The organism is Pseudoalteromonas sp. NCIMB 1079, from assembly GCF_040567695.1.
GTDB classification, from domain to species: domain Bacteria; phylum Pseudomonadota; class Gammaproteobacteria; order Enterobacterales; family Alteromonadaceae; genus Pseudoalteromonas; species Pseudoalteromonas distincta.
In genome coordinates this window covers 2480199-2499437 of record NZ_JBEWZA010000001.1, presented here as the reverse complement: position 1 = coordinate 2499437, position 19239 = coordinate 2480199, and the positions used below count along the sequence as shown (strand labels likewise).

The window sequence follows — 19239 nt, the reverse complement described above, 5'->3', positions numbered from 1 at the left end:
TAAATAGAAATTATATTCATTTGATTGATTTTAACAAGTTATCAATGTCTAATAGAAGAATGAGCTTTAACTGTTGTTTATTATGCATTTTTTCAATAGGTTCTTTTTATTAAACGATCACTATTCAGCCCCTGATCAGGTTGCTAATTGGCGAGTAAGTGCACTGCGCATTATTCTATCATTAGTAATGGTGTTATGTTTTGCTGTGGTGTGCCACACGTACGCAAGCGCTATTGAGTTTAACTTAATTTATATTGTTGTATTAACAAGCAGTTTTTTTGCGACTGTATGCGGTTTGCTTATAGCAAGTAAGCGTTTTTATCACTTCAGCGCTCATGTACTTTTAATAGCCATTGTAGCTGCTAGCGTGTCAATGAACTTATTTTTAACAGACCTAGAGCTTGCTAAAGTGGGCTCTATGTATATGTATTCCTGCCCAATAATCGCACTTATGCTCCTTGGTTATAGAACAGCCCTTGCTTATGGCGTATTAAATATTGTACCGTTTTATATGATTATCAATAACGTTGATGTATCGGGCTTAACTGGCATTGCTCAACAACTTCCCGATGCCAGCTTATACATTACAGGGCTTATATTCTTATTTTTTAACATTTGTATTCCCCTTGCTGTGGCACGCACAATTGTGGCTGCTAAGCGTTTAAACAAAACAATGATAAGCGCTAATACACACCTTAAAGATAAAAATGAGCTTTATCGAAGCTTGTTCACCGAATCAAATAAAGCCAAAATTATTGTTGACGAAAACCTTGTCATTACTGATTTTAATCAACACGCTATTGATATGTTTGGTATAAAAAAAGAATTAAAAGAAGAATGCGTTAACCTTTCTCATTTATTTCCTACTTTAGTTTTTGACGCCCCTAATGCTCAAAATAAAATTGTGAAGTACAAAAAAAGCTATTTTAAAGCCTGCTACCAGCAAATAACAATGAGTACAAACTACCGTGTATACGACTTTTACGATTGCACGCAAGAGCAGCTCATTAAACAAAACTTATCGATGATGGAACAAGAAAATAAACGTTTACGCTTTAGAGACTCGCAAACAAAACTCCCCAATAGAGAATGGTTTGAGCTGCAATGCAACAGATTAACAAGCAAATACCAAAAAGGTTTTTTTATCGTTGTTACCCAAAGTGCAAATAGTGAATACTTAAATTTAAAGCTCACTAAAGCCGACTCTCAAGCATTACTTATTAACGCGTATAAGCGTTTAAAGGCGATGGCAGATGGGCCGTTGTTGTGTGCCCATATAGGAGTAGGAAAGCTTGCTTTTATAATTGGCGCAAACTCGCAAAACGAGCTTGAAGATAAGCTATTAATGCAAATAAAAAATACATTAGATAAAACTTATAATGTGTTTGGCACTAAGTGTCAGCAATCATTTTTATTTGGTTTTGCAAAGTATCCTGATCACGGAAAAAACAGCACAACAGTACTTAGTAATGCGTGCGAAGCACTTAAAGTTGCAAACTGTAATATGCCTCTAAGTGGTTATAACGAAAAGCAATCACAAGCTTTTATCGAAAAATACGAAATTTCGATGTTATTAGACGAAGCGCTTCAGCAGGGCGATTTGTCGGTACACTATCAACCTAAAGTAGATGCAACGGGTAAATGTATAGGGCTTGAAGCTTTAGCGCGTTGGAACAGTCCTATACTAGGTAATGTGTCGCCAGTGGTATTTATTCCTATTGCTGAAGAATACAGAATGGTCAGTAGGTTAACCGATCTGATTATTCAAAAAGTCTGCGCTCAAATTGCCAATTGGACTAAGGCGGGTTTACCGAGTGTGCCGGTGGCAATAAATATATCTCTAATTGATTTTAGCCAAACCGATTTTATGTCAAAACTGGTTAAATACCTTGCCGACTTCAACGTAAAGCCACCTCAAATAGAGTTAGAACTGACTGAAACCTCTCTTGAGGCAAACCAAGCGCATTCGCTAAAGCTTATGCAAACACTGCAATCGTGGGGTTTTACTATTTCGGTTGATGATTTTGGAGTGGGGTATTCTAATATTGCACGCCTTGCCGATTACCCTATTAACAAACTTAAGTTAGATCGCTCATTAATCAGTCAAGTAACAAGTTCTACGCGTCAAAAAAGTTTAGTTAAAGCGGTGCACGTTATGTGTGAAGAGCTTGATATTAAGTGTATAGCCGAAGGAGTAGAAACCCAAGAGCAAGTAGCAATAATGGCGCAAATGGGGTGTAAAGAATTTCAGGGCTTTTACTTTGCGAAACCAATGTCAGCCGAAAATTTTGCAGAGCATGTTAGCCGCCATGGCTTAGTGTTTAACCCCAAAGAGATGACGGCTCAACTTTAAATGTATAGCAGGTATTTTATTACCTAGTTACAGAGCTGTTGGGCGTTTATAGTTATTTCGCACTGATGAATAACTCCTGCTCCCCAATGCTGTATATCTGATTGAGCAGTACAGCCTGCATCTTCAATTAAAGCCGTATTGGCATCACATAAAAGTAGCACTGCGTTATCATCTTGTACGTTTACAATAAGCGTGTATTCCCCAAAAGGTGCAAGTTTGCTTAAATCGTTATTAACAGCGGCTTTTAATAACTCATCAGTTGTTGAATAGGATGTTTCACTAAATTTTAGTGTGCCATCAACGGCTGTAGCAATATCTTTTAATTGTGAGGCTAAGTCGGCCATCACTTCTGGATTGTTTTTTTTAGGAGTGTAGCAACCGCTAAGTAATACTATGAGGCTTATATAAAGTAAGTGTTTCATTTTATTTGCTCCATACCGTCATCGTGTTGTGTTCATCGTAGCCTGTATCTAGGTTCCAATTTTTAATTGCACTGTAATCAGTATCTAAAAATACGGCATTGGCAATAATGGTTATGTAGTGCTGAATGTTACTAACGGCAAAGTCAAAAATATCGTTGTAATGCATAGGCTCGTGCGGCGTTTTTAGATGTTCAATAAAAGTGGGGTCTACTTCGTTTGGGCGAGGATAAAACAAGCCTAAATCAGCAGCAACATGGCGTGCACAGGCAAATAATCGATAGCTTTCTTCAACATTATTTACTACAAGCTGAAAACCGTTATGCCATGAATTAAAGTTAGGAGCGTGTTGTGCTGCGTAGCTTGGGTGAACCGTTAATAAAGCATGTCGCCAAATTTTTGCAATATCGGTATCAAAATTATCGTCTTTGTTAGTACAAGATCCAATATTTTGTTGCACGCGGTCAGCATAACCTAACTCACCTAAGTTTAAACGTTGCCAAATAAACGCGTCTTGATTCATTTCGCAGGTACGGTGCGCCGTTTGGTTTTGCGCGTAAGGGCCTACTTTTAATTCAACAACCGGATGCACTGTTATATCTGCAGCAACATGGCCATATAACCGCATAACCAGGCAAAACACTTTTCAAATGCTTCACCTTCAAGTGTTTTACAGTATTCAATCATTGCTTTAAGTAAATCGCCTGTGTGCTCATAGTGCATTAGGTCGGCCCACGCATTTTGGCTAGGCTGCGCTACAGCTAAGTAAGGATAATCGGGGGCTACACAGCCTAGTTCAAGGTATGCTTGGCGTTGGCTTAAAATAAGCTTTGCTTTTTTAGGCATATCCATTTTAGCGAGTGACTTGGTTTGCGTTGCAATATTAACGGCAGTGATGTGCGCAAAAGCACCTGGCATTGTCATATCCTTATGATTTATTAATAAGGGTACAGATTAACATTGAGAGGGGGCTAAATAAAGCCAACTAAATGCAAGTATAGCGGGGTAAACACCTATTAAATTAGCTGCTCAACTAATTGGCCATTCTCGTATAATTTAGCATGTTGACGCTTATGTTCTTCAAATAGGTAAGCTCTTAGTTGCTCTTGACCGCTATGGATTTGCGTTATTTTAGCGGCTATACCTTGCGTGCTTTGCCTTACGGGTTCTATTTCCATCGAAATACATTGTTTGTTAGGCAAAATAAATTCCATGTGCTGCGATTTATTTAAATGGTTACCTTTTCTGAGGGGTTTTAAAAACATCCCCGTGTTTGATATTGATTCAATTTTAAACCCTTGGCTTTTAATATTTAGCTCACTCCAGCGCCAACTACGCAGTGTGCCTTGTGTGTCTATTACTTCGGGGGCGTTTAAAATAGGTTTGATTATACCGGCGCTATCAATTTTTAAGTCCAACGGAAACCATAACTGATAGTGTGCAACTTCTGCGAGCAGGGTTAAATTAGCGCTACTAAGTAAGTGAGCAATATTGGCTGGTACTGAACTTTGTAACGTTAAAACGTGACTGTTGTAGGCATGTGACTTTTTATTAGGCTTAAATAACTCAGCAAAAAAATTTATCTCTTCATTAGAAAAGTCCATATTTCACCCCAGTTACATAAAATAATTCACGACCGTAATTTAAACAATGAGATTGGTCAATAAATGCCCCGTTTAAATTTGTTTAGATAATATTTACAAAGATAGAGGGGTAAACTAAACAATGTATTTAAATGCAGTGTTTAATCCTATCGTTTTTCAGAGAATTGAATTATTTAACATTTATAAAAATATATTTAGGCGCAAGTGGCTAGCTGTTAAACTACAGCACATTAGTTTTATTATTTATATTAGAGTTTACATTATGATATGTGCATTTTTACGTGATCAACAGCCGAAGTTACTGGGTATGGTAGTGGCATTGGTCGGTGCAGGATTTTCAATAAATGCAGTGGCTCAAGAGCAAAGCCAAACTTTAATTTTAGTGGGATCAGAGCTTACTACCTGTACTAGCGCCAAGCTTAATAATTGCCAAAAAGAGGCTGTTATTGATGGTAAGTCACATAATTTATATACACTTAGCAGCTCTCAAATAAAAAATATCGCGCAGCATTGGCCTACTAATAATGTTGAGGCAAAAACGGCTGTATTAAAAACACTTAAAACCATACAAAGTAAATCGTTAAATAGCTTATCAAAAACAGATTTACTCTGGCAGTGGCGCGATATAAATAATCAGCAATTAGAAAGTCTAACTCAGCAAGAGTACAACTTTGTATTTGATATGCTAGAAGTACCGCTACTTAATAAAAACGGTGAGCGTTTAAAAGAGCAAGTAAATACCGATTTTAATAATGAGGTTGCGACTAATAATATTTTACAATTTGTGTCGGGCAGTTTAAAAGTTAATAACGCAAAACCAACCATGCTTGCTATTACGGCTTCGAGCCGCGACCCTTATGAGTCGGCAGATGTAGCGCAAAGTCTTTTGGCACAATTAAATATAAACACTCAATGGTTAGCACTAACGCCAGCGCTTGCTAAAGCAATTACGAGTAACTCGTGCGATGAATTACCAGCGCTTAGAAATACATTAATGAATGTGTATAACCGTGAAGTGATTTATCCCGATCGCACAAAGGCCGAATACGCTTTATGTAAAAATGGCACTAATGCACTTGTATCACTTATTAAAAATAATACCGGTGTGATGTTTAATAGCGGTAATGCAGCATTAACTCATAAGGTATTATTTGATCAAAACAATAACCCATACCCGTGGACGCAAGCATTGCAAACTCGCCCAGTAATTGTAGGTGAAGGAGCGGGCGCAGCAATCCAAAGTAAAGTGACGAGCATGCTTACAAATACGACAAGCCTTGAGGCACTTCGTAAAAGTGGAAATAACACTAATGCTGGTGGGCTGGGCAGTTTTAACTTTGGTGTACTAGATACTCAATTTAGCGAACAAAACCGTACATTTAGGCTTGCAGCAGCGCTAAATAAAAACGAAGTGAAAAATACTAAAACAGAGATTCAACATGGTTTTGGTATTGATGAAAATACAGCCTTAGTTGTTATTAAATCGCCAGAAGGTAGCTTAATAACCGTAATAGGCAAAAGTGGTGTAGTGCATTTGGCTAACCAAGGTAAAGCCCAACCTGAGAGTAAGAGCTATAGCTATTCGTACTGGCCTACAAGCAGTGTAATTGAAATTACCAATAACACGTTTACCTTAAGTGCACGCACAATAGATGAAGCGTTACCCGCTATAAAAATACCTCCACTGCCAGTGCAGCGTTTTGGCTCAATCTTAACAAATTCAAAACTGCGTTCACTTACTCAAGCTATGTGTTTAAGCCAAGAGCAAAGTGCGGTAGCCCAACAAGACGAGTTTATAATTAGCCTTACAGCAACGAGTGACACACAGTATCATCGCATCAATGCAAAAGAGTTTGGTTGTGCGCTAAGCAATTTAGAGTTAGCTATAAAGTCGATTTAGTGACTAACCTGAGCCAAGGGTTTAAGTTTTTGGCTCTTCTCTATAAAATAGCCACCATAATGATTTAAAAGCCTTACTAAAAGAGTGTTAAAATGAATAAAGAAAATGATGTAATTTCTAGTCTAGCCGAATTAGAAAGCTTTTTATTAAATGTAGAAAACGGCGGTCTTGGCCTTAAAGGTGTTTCGGGCGTTGGTATGGCAACAAACAATAGTGATGGTAGTCGTTTTGTAGCCGTGTTTGACGACCAACAAAAGCTGCTTTTAGCGCGCAGTATTACAGAAGATGTATTCCAAACAGGGCAAGATATGGTACGTAATGGTGTAGGGCGCAAGCACTAGTACTTTAATAAAAAAGCGCTTAGAGCGCTTTTTTATTTTAATTTCAATAAATTGAAATCAAATGCCTTCATATAGATTCCACAAAGGCCACTTCAAGTTAATAACAATTAAATACAACCCCCCTCAAAAACCACAAAACTAGCCAGCTAAACTCAGTTTTATTAAGTGCGCTTAGATAAATAAGATAGTGCTACGGATAAATTGTAGAATCAAAACAGATGAATTTTGGCTATATTTTGAAGAGAAGTTTAACTTATTGATATAGGTTTAGTTAATTGGTCGGTATGGAGAGATTCGAACTCTCGACCCCTGCCACCCCATGACAGTGCGCTACCAAGCTGCGCCACATACCGACGTTGTATGCAATAGTACGTGTATTTTTTTAAAAATCAATAAGCGATTGTTTGTTTGGGTGTTTATTATGCAAGAGACCTAAAAAGGCACTCTTGCGGTGTATTAATTGGCTAGTCTTTATATAACCACTTTTTGATCGAGTCATACATCTCATCGCGTATTAATAACTGAGCTTTTTTGTTAGGGTGTAAACTATCGTTTTGCATTAATTCAGGTTGGCCGGCAATGTTTAGCATAAAAAAGTTCATTAAATGCGCATTTGTCTCTTCGCTAACGCGCGAAAAAGTGTCAGTAAACATTTTACTGTAACGCGGGCCGTAATTAGGGGGAATGTAAACCTCCATTAAGGCGGTCATCGCATTAGCTGCTTGGCTTTTTTGAATAAGAGACGTTAAGTTAGTTTGCATTTTTTTAACTGGGAAACCACGTAAACCGTCATTAGCACCTAGCTCAATAAGTACATGAGTGGGTTCGTATTGCTCAAGCAATGCATCTAAACGGCGTAGGGCTCCACCAGATGTTTCGCCACTAATACTGGCGTTGATAAGTTCAATGTCGGCTTGTTCGTCATCGTATTTATCTTGTAACAATTTTACCCAGCCTTCTTCTTGTTGAAGTCCGTAGGCTGCGCTTAAACTGTCACCGAGTATTAAAATCGTGTTGTCGGCTGCTGCGCTCAGCGGTTTGATAACTAAAAATAAAATGAATACTAAACGAAGGATTGAATGAGTCATATGTCAGCGCTTTCTCAATTAAATATAATTCAGGTTAATGGTTTGTCTAAAGTAGTCTCTACCTTTGAAGGTGAGCTGCCCATCCTCAGCGACATCAGCTTTAATGTCAAGCATGGCGAGTCTGTTGCTATAGTTGGCACGTCGGGCTCTGGTAAATCAACGTTACTCAGTTTATTAGCGGGGCTGGATACCGCCAGCAGCGGAGAAGTGTTTTTAGATGGCGAGCCATTACACAATTTAGATGAAGAAGAGCGTGCTGCACTGCGCGCGGCTAAAATTGGATTTGTGTTTCAATCGTTTATGTTAGTACAAAGCTTAACTGCACTAGAAAACGTTATGCTACCAGCAGAGCTTGCTGGTGAAAGTGATGCGAAAGAGCAAGCAATTGCTTTGCTTGAAAAAGTAGGCTTGAGCCATCGAATTGATCATTATCCGTCGCAACTCTCTGGCGGTGAACAGCAACGTGTTGCTATTGCGCGAGCATTTATTGGTACACCTAAAATACTATTTGCTGATGAGCCTTCGGCTAATTTAGACAGCAAAAACGGTAAAATGATTGAATCCTTATTATTTGATTTAAACACGCAACACGGCACTACGCTTATTTTAGTGACTCATGATGAAGGGCTTGCACAAAAATGTGAGCACATTATTCAAATAGAAGCGGGTTTACTGGTAAAAAGCCAAGTAGAGGACGTTGCTAATGTGGGTTAAGTTAGCGCTTAAATTATTTTCACGAGAATTTCGCCGTGGTGAGCTCACGGTTATAAGCGCAGCTATCGCTCTTGCTGTGTTAACCGTGCTTACATTGTCGATGGTTACTGAGCGAATAGGGCAAAGTATTGCGCAAAAAAGCAGTGCTTTTATTGCAGCAGACCGTGTACTTGCCAGCGATCATGTTCTGGACACCGCTTTTATTACTCAAGCACAGAGCCAAAATTTAAAAACAGCGCAAATGGTGTATTTCGACACTATGTTGTTTGCCGATGATGAAATGCAGTTTAGCTCAGTAAAAGCGGCATCTAATGCGTACCCGCTAAAAGGGCAGTTAAAAGTTAAAGATACCCTAACCGGTGAAACTAAAGTTGCTAATAGCGGACCAACGCCGGGTAATGTGTGGCTAAGTGAATCGGTATTTTACAGTTTAAATATTGATATAGGCGCGCAAGTAGAGCTTGGCGCTGCATTATTTAATGTTTCAAAAGTTATTGTAGAAGAGCCAGACGCGCCATTTAATGTATTTTCAAGCAGCCGTCGTGTGCTTATTAATATTGACGATGTGGCAAAAACCGAAGTTGTGCAGCCAGGTAGTCGTGTTTATTACCGCCAACTTTATGCAGGTAGTGAGGCCGACATAAATAGCTTTTACGAGTGGCTTAAACCACAAATGAAAGAAAACCAACAATGGTATGGCGTTAAAGACCGCCAATCACCCATTTCAAACAGTTTAAACCGCGCAGAGAGCTTTTTATTACTTGCCGGCCTATTAGGTATTATTTTGGCTGCAGTGGCTATAGCTGTTTCAGCAAAACGTTATTGTGAACGCCAATACGACCCAGTAGCGATGATGAAAACGCTCGGCGGTAGCCGCTCAATGATCCGCAAAATATACATGCTTCATTTATTGCTTGTATGTGCAATGGCGGTAAGTATAGGGCTGTTAATTGGTTATGGTTTGCAAGAAATAGCAACAAGTTACTTATCAAAAAGTATGGGCACAGAGTTACCCTTAGGTGGCTTTAAACCTTGGCTGGTGGCTATAAGCACCGGCGTAATTTGTGCTGTTATGTTTTCTATTAAACCATTATTTGATTTATTTGATATTCCACCGCTTAGAGTTCTGCGCCGTAACTTAGGCGACAAGTTGGCAGTAAGTCGTGTGCATTTAGGTATGAGTGCGCTAACCGTGTTTTTATTAATGTGGTTATTTAGTAACAACATAAAAATAACGCTTATTTTGTTTATATCAACACTTGCGCTAATTGGTGTGCTGTTTTTAGTATCTAAATTAATATTTGGTGGTGGTCGAAAACTAGGATTAAAGCCAGGTAATAGTTGGTCGCTTGCAATTGCATCTATTCAAAAGCGTGCCAATGTGAACGCGGTACAGTTAATTAGTTTTTCGTTAGCGATTAAATTACTGCTGTTTTTAGTGGTACTTAAAAACGACATGATATCTGATTGGCAGTCGCAACTTCCAAGCGACGCGCCTAATGCGTTTTTAGTTAATATTACGCAAAATGAGCTTGAGCCAATTAATGAATATTTAGCTCAAAAAGACATTCAGGTATCAGAGTTTTATCCAACTATTCGTGGGCGCGTAAATGCGGTGAACGGCGAGTTGGTAGTCCGTTCTGTATCGCTGCAAGACAACGAGAAAAAAGACGAAGAAGCACGTGCAGGTATTGGTCGTGAGCTAAATCTAACATGGCTTAAAAATGTGCCTGATCAAAATGAAGTAACACAAGGCACGTGGTTTGGTGAAAATGCGATGGCTGAAGCCTCAGTAGAAGAGTCGATGCTTGAGCGTTTAGATGTTGAGATAGGCGATACGCTTACATTTTTAATTGGTTCGCAGTCGTTCGACGCTAAAATCACCAGTGTGCGCAAAGTAAATTGGGCCACGCTTAAACCTAACTTTTTTATTATTTTAAGTCCTGATGTACTTGCAGATTTTCCGGCGACGTATATTTCGTCGGTACGTATAAATCCAGATCAAAAACGTGACTTTAGCCAGTTATTACGTACTTACCCTACTATTACAGCGATTGATATTGATAACTTTGTTAAGCAAATACAAACAACTATTTCGCAAGTATCGCTCGCCATTGGCTTTGTACTTGCAATTGTTGTGCTGTGTGGCGCGCTTGTACTTATATCGCAAGTGCAAGCTAGTTTAGGTGAGCGTATGCAAGAAATTGTAATACTTAGAACGCTTGGCGCTAAAAGCCGATTAATTAAAAACGCGACCCTGTATGAGTTTTTATTACTAGGCGGTTTAGCTGGCTTAGTTGCCGCATTTTTTAGTGATATAGCGCTTTTAATTGTGCAGCAACAAATGTTTGATTTAGCAGGTAAGTTACATCCGCATATATGGATTATTGGTCCGGTAGCTGGCGGTGTATTTGTGGCTGGTTTAGGCTATTTAATGATTGCCCGAACACTTAAACAAAATACCCAAGGATTAGTGCGTGCCCTAGGGTAAGCTTAAACTAACATGTTCCTGTAAATGCCCACCTAGTACGTGGGCATTTTTGTTTTTCTTTGTACTGGTAATTTATACAGTGCTCTGGCATTATTAGCGTAATTTAAAAATAATAACAATGGAGCGCTGTTTGGCCATCATTTTAGGGATCGATCCTGGTTCACGTTTGACCGGATATGGTGTTGTTGCCCATCAAGGTTCTAAATTTACATACTTAGGCAGTGGCTGTATTAAGTTAGCCGATCATCCTTTTCCGGTTAGGCTTAAAATGATCTACCAAGGCATTACACAGCTTATTGAGCAGTTTTCGCCAGAAACCTTTGCCATTGAAAAAGTATTTATGGCGCACAACCCCGATTCAGCTTTAAAACTAGGCCAAGCTAGAGGCGCTGCGATAGTTGGCGCTGCGATGGCCGACTTACCCGTATTTGAATACTCAGCTAGGCAAATTAAGCAAGCAGTAGTAGGCAACGGTGGCGCAGATAAAACACAAGTGCAACACATGGTAAAAAATATTTTAAAACTACCCGGTACGCCACAGGCCGATGCAGCTGATGCACTCGCTATTGCGATTTGCCACGCCCACTCAGAACAAAATTTAATTAAACTAGCGGGCAGCGCAAGCAAAACCGTTAGAGGACGTTTAAGGAAATAATTATGATAGGCCGCTTAAATGGTATTTTAGTCGAAAAACAGCCACCAGAAATATTACTCGAAGTAAGTGGTGTAGGTTACGAAGTACAAATGCCGATGACCTGTTTTTACGATTTACCAAAAATTGGTGAAAATGCGATTGTTTACACTCACTTTGTAGTGCGTGAAGATGCTCAACTATTATTTGGTTTTAATAATAAAGTTGAACGTGCCTTGTTTAGAGAGCTATTAAAAGCAAATGGCGTAGGGCCAAAACTTGGCTTAGCTATTTTATCGGGCATGTCGGCAAAACAATTTGTAAGTTGTGTAAATAACGAAGACTCAACATCGCTTGTTAAATTACCCGGTGTAGGTAAAAAAACAGCCGAGCGTTTAGTACTCGAAATGAAAGACAGACTAAAAGATTGGGGTAATGATTTATTTACGCCATTTAGCGACAGCGCAGTAATAGAGCCAATGAGCGATGCGACAATTGCTAATAATGCAGCGGATGATGCCGTATCGGCACTGCTTGCATTAGGTTATAAATTGCCACAAGCTCAAAAAGCAGTAAAATCGATAAGTAAACCCGATATGTCTACTGAGGTTCTTATTAGAGAATCTTTAAAATCTATGTTGTGAGTAACCCATGATTGAAGCGGATCGCTTAATTGATGCGACTGAAAAAACAAATGAAGACTCTATAGATCGTGCAATAAGACCAAAACTTTTAGCCGACTACAGAGGCCAGCCTCATGTTAAGCAGCAAATGGAAATTTTTATTGAAGCTGCCCGAACCCGTGGTGAAGCGCTTGATCATTTATTAATATTTGGCCCACCTGGGCTTGGTAAAACCACGCTTGCAAATATTGTAGCCAATGAGTTACACGTAAGTATTAAAACAACATCAGGCCCTGTACTTGAAAAAGCAGGCGATTTAGCTGCTCTACTTACTAATTTAGAAGAGGGCGATGTACTGTTTATCGATGAAATACACAGGCTAAGCCCGCAAGTTGAAGAAATACTGTATCCCGCAATGGAAGACTACCAGCTTGATATAATGATTGGTGAAGGCCCAGCTGCGCGTTCTATTAAATTAGACTTACCTGCATTTACACTCATTGGTGCAACCACACGAGCAGGCTCGCTTACATCGCCACTGCGTGACCGTTTTGGAATTGTGCAGCGATTAGAGTTTTATTCTGTAGAAGATTTATCGCACATAGTAGGGCGTTCAGCACATTATCTTGGTTTAGAAATGTGTGACGATGGTGCTACCGAAATCGCGCAGCGCTCGCGCGGCACACCACGTATTGCAAACCGCTTATTGCGCCGTGTACGCGATTACTCTCAAGTAAAATCTGACGGCACAGTAAACGCCGATGTAGCTAAGCAAGCCCTTGATATGATTGACGTAGATAAAAGTGGTTTTGATTATATGGACCGCAAATATTTACTCGCCATAATCGAAAAATTTATGGGCGGACCAGTAGGGCTCGACAATGTAGCGGCTGCTATTGGTGAAGAGCGCGAAACAATAGAAGATGTAATAGAGCCATTTTTAATCCAGCAAGGATTTATTCAGCGTACACCACGTGGGCGCATAGTGTCTGACAGTGCATACCATCACTTTGGTTTACTTCCTAAAAAAGACTAGCCTATATACTTTACTTGCTGCGTTTTATTGCGCAGCAGGTAATTGTCTCAGTATCCCTTTGTTTCAAATTATTATACTCAAAACCTCAACACTCTGTTGCAAATGTTATTTCAAAATACTAATACGCTTTATAGTTAACTGTTAATTCACAGGGCGTTAAGACTCGCGAAGCTATCCTGCGTACCATTCAAACTAGTAAGCGAATTACTTATTGTAAATTAGGTAGGGCAATTATTAGTTTATAAATAAAATATGTAGCGCACTAAATTGCAGGCAAAAAAAAGCCCGCAAAAAATGCGGGCAAACAACAAGTTGAAGGAAGTAATCCAGGGGAACTACGTTTTACTAAATTTGGTTTTATCCAGAAAGAGTAAAACAATGTAATACGATAAAATACCCTATTACTAAGAACTTGGCTTAATGAAACTATCTCATTCAGTGCGCTAGCTCGGTATGGGAGAATAATACGTAAGTTTACTTTTTTGTTCAAACTAGAAAATTTGTATTTTCAGATTAGAAAAACTAATTTAGTGAATTTTATTGTTGTTTGAATCTTGTGCGTTAATTAATCGTTAAATTTATAAGTTTATGAAATTTATAACTTAAGTAATTTATTTCGTTATAGCTCGGTATTAGTTTTACTATTACGTACAGGTGAGGCTTATAGGTTTTGAGTGTTTATGCTCTTATTTTGAATAAACGGCGCATTTTATGACGTTTCATGTATATATTTACGCATATTTATAGTTAGCGAGTTTGTTTAAAAGTTTAAATAAAATACTGAGGCAAAGGGAAATGCCAACTAAAGCTGTTTTTTAACGTTTTTTGTTGCCTATTCATAGCAATACCGTTGTCAGCTTGAAATGGACTAGATACACTAGATGCAACTTTTGGCCGTGTAAGCGGTCATATTTACACAAATTAACCAATTTGCCGTATTTTGAAATTATTTAGGAGTTTAACGTGGGATCAGGGCTTAATTTTTTAGATCTAATTTTAGAAGCAAGTTTGCTTGTTCAATTAGTAATGTTAGGGCTAGTTGCCATGTCTGTAATGTCGTGGACAATTATATTTCAACGTAAAAAAGCAATATCGGATGCGCTAATAAATGCTAAGAAATTTGAGCAAAAGTTTTGGTCGGGTATTGATTTAAGCAAATTATATAACGAGATATCGTCACGCAGCGGTCAGTCTCAAGGCATTGAAGCTTTGTTTACTTCGGGCTTTAAAGAGTTTGCTCGTCATAAAAAGAATACATTTCAAAGTGCGAGTATTGTTATGGAAGGAACGCACCGCTCTATGCGTGTTGCGCTTTCTCGTGAAATTGAAAAAATGGAATCGAGTCTATCGTTTTTAGCAACAGTAGGTTCTATAAGTCCGTACATCGGTTTGTTTGGTACAGTGTGGGGTATAATGAATGCCTTTATTGCACTAGGTGAAGTTAAGCAAGCTACATTACAAATGGTAGCACCTGGTATTGCAGAGGCACTTATTGCCACTGCTATGGGTTTATTTGCGGCGATCCCTGCTGTTATTGCTTATAACCGTTTTTCAAACAGTGTTGAAAAGCTTGAGTCTCACTATATTAACTTTATGGAAGAGTTTGCTAATATTTTACACCGTCAAGCAGCTACACAAATAGAGGCACAAGCGAATGTATCAGCGTAAAAAGCGCCGTCCGGTCGCAGAGATTAATGTAGTACCTTACATTGATGTAATGTTGGTACTACTTATAATATTTATGGCTACAGCACCGCTTATTACGCATGGTGTAAAAGTTGATTTACCCAAAATGGAAGAGTCTGATTTAGTTGATACTAAAGATACTCCGCCTATTATTGCCTCAATAGATGCACAAGGTAAATATTACGTGAGTGTAGGTACTGATCCTGAAGAGCCTATGGAAGCACTTGATGTAGCTGCGGTTATAAAATTACAGTTAATGAAAAACCCTGACGTGCCAGTCATGATTAAAGGCTCGGGTAAGGTGTCGTATCAAGAAGTATTATTACTAATGGATTTTTTGAAAAATGCAGGCGTACCATCAGTAGGATTAATGACTGAATCCTTTGAGGGGAAGTAGCTGTATGAATAGTTCAGTAGTAAAATCAATAGTACTTCATTTAGGGATTGGTGGATTTTTGTATGCTTCTGCAAATATTCATCCGCCAACACCTAAAGTAATGGAAGTAACGCTTAATTCGGCTATACCTACGCCAGATAAAGCAGTATCAGCCGTTACAGTTGATCAAAAACAAGTTGAGCAAAAAATTGCTGAACTTCAAAAGAAAGAAAAAGATAAAAAAAGTGCTGAAGATAAACGCATCCGTGATTTAGAACGCAGAGCGGCCAATGCACGCAAACAACGCGAATCAGAAGCACGTAATATTAAAAAGTTAGAGCAACAGCGAAAGGCGAAAGAGAAAGAAAAAGCGCAAGCCGAAGCAGAAGCTAAAAAAGCACGTGCCATTGAGCAAAAAGAGCGTGCTAAAGCTAAGCAAGCCGAAAAGCAAAAGCAAGAAGCTGAAAACGCAGCAAAAGCAGCAGCTGACAAACGCAAAGCTGAAGAAGAAGCGCTTAAAAAAGCAGAGGCTGAGCGCAAAAAGCGTGAAGAGGAAGCAAAAGAGCGTGCTGCTGAGGCCGAACGTAAACGCCAGCAAGCAATGCAAGAGCAAATGTTACAAGAGCAACTTGCCAAAGAGCAGGCTGCCCGTAGTAAAATACGTCAGCAACAAGTGGTGAGCGAAGTGGATAAGTACCGTGCATTAATTATGGCGCGTATTCAGCAAAACTTACTGATTGATGAAAAAATGAAAAACCAACAGTGCCGAGTTAATATTCGTTTGGGCTTTAATGGTTTAGTAACGCAAGTTAAATCATTAGGTGGAGACAAGCTAGTATGTGAAGCTGCATTAAGAGCAGTGCGCATGGCTGACACATTACCGGTATCTAAAGATAAAGACGTATTCGAAAAACTTAAGAATATTAATTTAACAATCAAGCCAGAATTTTAAAGGAATGATATGTTCAACAAAATAAAAATAGCCTGTTTAGTTTTACTGTTTGGGTTTACGGGTGTTGCCAATGCAGCGCTTGAAATTGTAATAACAGAAGGTGTAGACGGTGCAAGGCCTATAGCCATTGTACCTTTTAAATACCAAGGTGTTGGTCCAATCCCTGAAAAGCTAAGTGGTGTTATTGCTGCCGATTTAATGCGCAGTGGTAAGTTTAAACCTGTTGATGTGGCGCAAATGCCGCAACAGCCAAGTAAAGATGGCGAAATTGATTATGCGTCTTGGGTTAATAAAGGTGTTGAAGCTGTTCTTGTTGGTGAGGTTGAACAACAAACTGATGGGCGTTATTTAGTCCGTTATGAATTAGTTGATGTGATTCGTGGCCAAATTACTGGTGGCAATACGCAAATGATGAGTAACGGTAAGTTAGTTAAAAGCCAAGATCATATTTTAGAAGCGCGTGAAAGTGTTATTGGCGAGAGTGGTTTTCGTCGTTATTCACACCGCATTAGTGATGTAATTTATGAAAAGCTAACGGGTGAAAAGGGCGCGTTTTTAACTAAAATTGCATATGTAATAGTACGTGATAACGATCTTAAACCTTATCAGTTAGTTGTTGCCGATTACGATGGTTTTAACGAACAGGTGTTACTTCGTTCAAAAGAACCATTAATGTCGCCAGCATGGTCACCAAATGGTACTAAATTAGCGTATGTAACGTTTGAAAACCGTCAAAGCCAAATTTACATTCAAGATATATACACAGGTAAGCGTGAAATAATAGCAAGCTACCGTGGTATTAATGGTGCACCGCAGTTTTCGCCAGATGGTAAAAAGCTATTATTAGTGCTTTCTAAGGATAAGACGGGTGCGACAGAAGTTTACATGCTTGACCTTGCTACACGTAAAGAAACACGCTTAACAAATCATCGTAGCATAGATACTGAGCCATCTTGGCACCCTAATGGCCAAGATATTGTGTTTACATCTGAAAGGGGTGGTAATGCTCAGATTTATAAGTTAAATTTAAAAACAGGTAGGTCACAACGACTCACCTTTGATGGTGATATGAACCTTGCTGGTTCTATAACACCAGATGGAAAAGAATTAGTGATGGTTAACCGTACCAACGGGCAGTACCATCTTGCTAAGAAAGAGCTGGCTACAGGCGCGTTTCAAGTATTAACGAGAACACGCCTAGATGAATCACCGAGCATAGCGCCAAATGGTTCGATGATTATATACAGCACGCTCCATAATAATAAACAGGTACTTGCGCTAGTATCGATGGACGGCCGCTTTAAAGCACGGTTACCTGTGCTAGACGGACAAGTAAAGGCGCCAGCTTGGTCGCCATACTTACAGTAATATTACTGGTTTACTCAAAATAGGAATCTACTCAATGCAACTTAACAAAATACTTAAAGGCCTGCTAATTGCTGTGCCAGTAATGACATTAGCAGCTTGTAGCTCATCTTCTGATATTGATGAAGGTGCTGCAAACCAATCAAATCAAGGCGTTGTTGAGCAATCAACTAACACTGATACAGTTGAAGTAGCTACAATCTCTCCTGAGCAACAAGCAGAAGAGCAACTTCGTCAAAAGTACGAAGCACTTCGTCAAGAGCAAGTAATTTACTTTGACTTTGATAAAGCTACTGTTGAAGGTAAGTACGCTGATTTACTTCGTGCACATGCTGAGTTTTTAGTTCAAAACCCATCAGTTAAAGTACTAATTGAAGGCCACGCAGATGAGCGCGGTACTCCAGAGTACAACATTGCACTAGGTGAGCACCGTGGCCAAGCAGTTGAAAAATACCTATTAAGCTTAGGTGTTTCAGCTAGCCAAATGTCAGTGGTAAGCTACGGTGAAGAGAAGCCAATGGTTAAATCTCGCACTGAATCAGCTTTCGCTAAAAACCGCCGTGCGGTACTAGTTTACTAAGATAAGAGATATTATGAAGCCGAAAATTATTTTGGCAGCCATGATATTGAGCGGGAGCACCCAGTTAATGGCTGCTCCCGCTCCTGTTTCAGAAGCTGCAAATTCACAATCAAGTATTGAGAAGCGATTAGCGTCGCTTGAGAATATGATGCAGTCGCGTAACTTTTTACAAGTAGAGTTACAGCAACAACTTAACTTGTTACAAGACGAAGTAAGTCAAATTCGCGGTGTAACTGAAGAGCAAAGCTACAAACTTGAAAAAGTACTGCAGCGTCAGCGTGAGTTGTATCAAGAAATTGAAAACCGCGTGAGCCAGGCTTATACACAGCCAACAGCAGCTCCAGTAGCCGAACAGGCGCAGCCAAACGATGCACAGAGCTACAGCAGTGACTTATCTGAAAATGAAGCGTACGAGCGTGCTGTTGCGTTAATAATGAAAGATAAACGTTATGATCAAGCGATTCCTGAATTTCAAACGTTTTTAACTACCTATCCAAACTCTGTATATGCGTCTAACGCGCATTATTGGTTAGGGCAGTTGCTTACTATTAAAAATGATGGCGTAAAAGCGGTAGAGCATTTTAAAGTGGTTGTTAACGAATTTCCAAATTCTAATAAACGCCCCGATGCAATGCTAAAGTTAGGCACACTTTTACAAGATCAAGGTTCAGCGGCGCAAGCACAAAAAATATTGAGCGATCTTATCAATCAATATCCAAGTACTACCGCTGCAAAACTAGCAACTGATCGTTTGGGAAACTAAAGTTCACTAGCGATTAAATTTCTAGTTAAGGCGAGCAAACTACATGGAAACTCCCGAAGAATCTTGGATTTGCATGTAGTTTGAGCACAAACGGTTTAATTTTGTGCATCTAGACATAAAAACTTAAAAAAAGAGACAATTTCGGTTGCACTCATTTTATAAATAAGTATTATAAGCGCCCGCAGCAAACGAATGGTTACCCCACTCGAAATGCGACAAAAAGAGAGGGTTATTAGCTCAGTTGGTAGAGCAGTTGACTTTTAATCAATTGGTCGATGGTTCAAATCCATCATAACCCACCATTCTTTGAATGGTCT

General features: G+C 39.2%; 19 protein-coding genes and 2 tRNA genes. 15 read left to right on the top strand and 6 right to left on the bottom strand.

Annotated features, from left to right (window positions below; translation table 11 throughout):
• The first annotated feature begins 82 nt into the window (after positions 1-82).
• Positions 83-2353 carry a sensor domain-containing protein gene (locus tag ABX891_RS11505; protein ID WP_354629535.1) on the top strand — a complete coding sequence of 757 codons (2271 nt, stop codon included), beginning with the start codon at positions 83-85 and terminating at the stop codon, positions 2351-2353.
• Between the two features lie 23 nt (positions 2354-2376).
• Here the strand turns inward: ABX891_RS11505 and ABX891_RS11500 are convergent, their stop codons facing one another.
• From ABX891_RS11500 to ABX891_RS11485, 4 genes are all read right to left on the bottom strand, one after another.
• Positions 2377-2775 carry a hypothetical protein gene (locus tag ABX891_RS11500; protein WP_002960664.1) on the bottom strand — a complete coding sequence of 133 codons (399 nt, stop codon included), beginning with the start codon at positions 2773-2775 and terminating at the stop codon, positions 2377-2379.
• 1 nt (position 2776) lies between these two features.
• Positions 2777-3400 carry a zinc dependent phospholipase C family protein gene (locus tag ABX891_RS11495; protein WP_354629534.1) on the bottom strand — a complete coding sequence of 208 codons (624 nt, stop codon included), beginning with the start codon at positions 3398-3400 and terminating at the stop codon, positions 2777-2779.
• A complete protein-coding gene (locus ABX891_RS11490) occupies positions 3367-3690 on the bottom strand; it encodes a zinc dependent phospholipase C family protein (RefSeq protein WP_354629533.1) in 324 nt (107 codons plus the stop codon). Before ABX891_RS11490 ends, ABX891_RS11495 begins: the two co-directional genes overlap by 34 nt.
• Positions 3691-3788: 98 nt before the next feature.
• Complete coding sequence (locus ABX891_RS11485; RefSeq protein ID WP_354629532.1) at positions 3789-4376, bottom strand: hypothetical protein; 588 nt, start codon at positions 4374-4376, stop codon at positions 3789-3791.
• 262 nt (positions 4377-4638) lie between these two features.
• On the opposite strand from ABX891_RS11485, the gene ABX891_RS11480 reads away from it, so the two are divergent.
• The gene (locus ABX891_RS11480; protein ID WP_354629531.1) at positions 4639-6276 is read left to right on the top strand and encodes a cyanophycinase; all 1638 of its coding nucleotides are present in this window, start codon (positions 4639-4641) and stop codon (positions 6274-6276) included.
• A gap of 92 nt (positions 6277-6368) precedes the next feature.
• The gene (locus tag ABX891_RS11475) at positions 6369-6617 is read left to right on the top strand and encodes a hypothetical protein (protein WP_002960658.1); all 249 of its coding nucleotides are present in this window, start codon (positions 6369-6371) and stop codon (positions 6615-6617) included.
• A 276-nt stretch (positions 6618-6893) separates the two neighbouring features.
• Here ABX891_RS11475 and ABX891_RS11470 read toward each other — a convergent pair.
• Both ABX891_RS11470 and ABX891_RS11465 read right to left on the bottom strand, forming a co-directional pair.
• A tRNA-Pro gene (locus ABX891_RS11470) sits at positions 6894-6970 on the bottom strand.
• Between the two features lie 111 nt (positions 6971-7081).
• Positions 7082-7705: an arylesterase gene (locus ABX891_RS11465; RefSeq protein ID WP_354629530.1), complete on the bottom strand. Its 624-nt coding sequence runs from the start codon at positions 7703-7705 to the stop codon at positions 7082-7084.
• Here ABX891_RS11465 and ABX891_RS11460 point away from each other — a divergent pair, their 5' ends adjacent.
• The 12 genes from ABX891_RS11460 (at position 7706) to ABX891_RS11405 (ending at position 19224) form a co-directional block, all read left to right on the top strand.
• On the top strand, positions 7706-8419 hold the full coding sequence (locus ABX891_RS11460) for an ABC transporter ATP-binding protein (protein WP_354630136.1): 714 nt from the start codon (positions 7706-7708) through the stop codon (positions 8417-8419).
• The gene (locus ABX891_RS11455; protein ID WP_354629529.1) at positions 8409-10910 is read left to right on the top strand and encodes an ABC transporter permease; all 2502 of its coding nucleotides are present in this window, start codon (positions 8409-8411) and stop codon (positions 10908-10910) included. Before ABX891_RS11460 ends, ABX891_RS11455 begins: the two co-directional genes overlap by 11 nt.
• A 130-nt stretch (positions 10911-11040) precedes the next feature.
• Positions 11041-11565: a crossover junction endodeoxyribonuclease RuvC gene (gene ruvC, locus ABX891_RS11450; protein WP_002960649.1), complete on the top strand. Its 525-nt coding sequence runs from the start codon at positions 11041-11043 to the stop codon at positions 11563-11565.
• Between the two features lie 2 nt (positions 11566-11567).
• On the top strand, positions 11568-12185 hold the full coding sequence (gene ruvA, locus ABX891_RS11445) for a Holliday junction branch migration protein RuvA (protein WP_002960647.1): 618 nt from the start codon (positions 11568-11570) through the stop codon (positions 12183-12185).
• 7 nt (positions 12186-12192) lie between these two features.
• Entirely contained in the window at positions 12193-13200 is a 1008-nt protein-coding gene (gene ruvB / locus ABX891_RS11440) for a Holliday junction branch migration DNA helicase RuvB (RefSeq protein ID WP_354629528.1), read from the top strand.
• Between the two features lie 963 nt (positions 13201-14163).
• Positions 14164-14868, top strand: coding sequence for a protein TolQ (gene tolQ, locus ABX891_RS11435; protein WP_002960643.1), 705 nt, complete (start codon positions 14164-14166; stop codon positions 14866-14868).
• Positions 14855-15283 carry a protein TolR gene (gene tolR / locus ABX891_RS11430; RefSeq protein WP_002960641.1) on the top strand — a complete coding sequence of 143 codons (429 nt, stop codon included), beginning with the start codon at positions 14855-14857 and terminating at the stop codon, positions 15281-15283. Before tolQ ends, tolR begins: the two co-directional genes overlap by 14 nt.
• Before the next feature lie 4 nt (positions 15284-15287).
• Complete coding sequence (gene tolA / locus ABX891_RS11425) at positions 15288-16214, top strand: cell envelope integrity protein TolA (RefSeq protein ID WP_182195910.1); 927 nt, start codon at positions 15288-15290, stop codon at positions 16212-16214.
• A 9-nt stretch (positions 16215-16223) separates the two neighbouring features.
• The gene (gene tolB, locus ABX891_RS11420; protein WP_182195913.1) at positions 16224-17582 is read left to right on the top strand and encodes a Tol-Pal system beta propeller repeat protein TolB; all 1359 of its coding nucleotides are present in this window, start codon (positions 16224-16226) and stop codon (positions 17580-17582) included.
• Between the two features lie 34 nt (positions 17583-17616).
• Positions 17617-18159 carry a peptidoglycan-associated lipoprotein Pal gene (gene pal, locus ABX891_RS11415; protein ID WP_002960636.1) on the top strand — a complete coding sequence of 181 codons (543 nt, stop codon included), beginning with the start codon at positions 17617-17619 and terminating at the stop codon, positions 18157-18159.
• Positions 18160-18172: 13 nt separating this feature from the next.
• On the top strand, positions 18173-18922 hold the full coding sequence (gene ybgF / locus ABX891_RS11410) for a tol-pal system protein YbgF (RefSeq protein WP_354629527.1): 750 nt from the start codon (positions 18173-18175) through the stop codon (positions 18920-18922).
• Between the two features lie 226 nt (positions 18923-19148).
• Positions 19149-19224, top strand: a tRNA-Lys gene (locus ABX891_RS11405).
• Positions 19225-19239 lie beyond the last annotated feature (15 nt).

Excerpts from the sequence above, each read along its gene's own strand:
- ABX891_RS11490 (WP_354629533.1), bottom strand. The coding sequence starts at position 3,690 with ATGCCAGGTGCTTTTGCGCACATCACTGCCGTTAATATTGCAACGCAA.
- tolR (WP_002960641.1), top strand. The coding sequence starts at position 14,855 with ATGTATCAGCGTAAAAAGCGCCGTCCGGTCGCAGAGATTAATGTAGTA.
- tolB (WP_182195913.1), top strand. The coding sequence starts at position 16,224 with ATGTTCAACAAAATAAAAATAGCCTGTTTAGTTTTACTGTTTGGGTTT.
- ybgF (WP_354629527.1), top strand. The coding sequence starts at position 18,173 with ATGAAGCCGAAAATTATTTTGGCAGCCATGATATTGAGCGGGAGCACC.
- ABX891_RS11485 (WP_354629532.1), bottom strand. The coding sequence starts at position 4,376 with ATGGACTTTTCTAATGAAGAGATAAATTTTTTTGCTGAGTTATTTAAG.
- tolA (WP_182195910.1), top strand. The coding sequence starts at position 15,288 with ATGAATAGTTCAGTAGTAAAATCAATAGTACTTCATTTAGGGATTGGT.
- ABX891_RS11455 (WP_354629529.1), top strand. The coding sequence starts at position 8,409 with ATGTGGGTTAAGTTAGCGCTTAAATTATTTTCACGAGAATTTCGCCGT.
- ABX891_RS11500 (WP_002960664.1), bottom strand. The coding sequence starts at position 2,775 with ATGAAACACTTACTTTATATAAGCCTCATAGTATTACTTAGCGGTTGC.
- ABX891_RS11475 (WP_002960658.1), top strand. The coding sequence starts at position 6,369 with ATGAATAAAGAAAATGATGTAATTTCTAGTCTAGCCGAATTAGAAAGC.
- ABX891_RS11465 (WP_354629530.1), bottom strand. The coding sequence starts at position 7,705 with ATGACTCATTCAATCCTTCGTTTAGTATTCATTTTATTTTTAGTTATC.
- ABX891_RS11480 (WP_354629531.1), top strand. The coding sequence starts at position 4,639 with ATGATATGTGCATTTTTACGTGATCAACAGCCGAAGTTACTGGGTATG.
- ruvA (WP_002960647.1), top strand. The coding sequence starts at position 11,568 with ATGATAGGCCGCTTAAATGGTATTTTAGTCGAAAAACAGCCACCAGAA.
- ABX891_RS11460 (WP_354630136.1), top strand. The coding sequence starts at position 7,706 with ATGTCAGCGCTTTCTCAATTAAATATAATTCAGGTTAATGGTTTGTCT.
- ABX891_RS11495 (WP_354629534.1), bottom strand. The coding sequence starts at position 3,400 with ATGCGGTTATATGGCCATGTTGCTGCAGATATAACAGTGCATCCGGTT.
- pal (WP_002960636.1), top strand. The coding sequence starts at position 17,617 with ATGCAACTTAACAAAATACTTAAAGGCCTGCTAATTGCTGTGCCAGTA.
- ABX891_RS11505 (WP_354629535.1), top strand. The coding sequence starts at position 83 with ATGCATTTTTTCAATAGGTTCTTTTTATTAAACGATCACTATTCAGCC.
- ruvB (WP_354629528.1), top strand. The coding sequence starts at position 12,193 with ATGATTGAAGCGGATCGCTTAATTGATGCGACTGAAAAAACAAATGAA.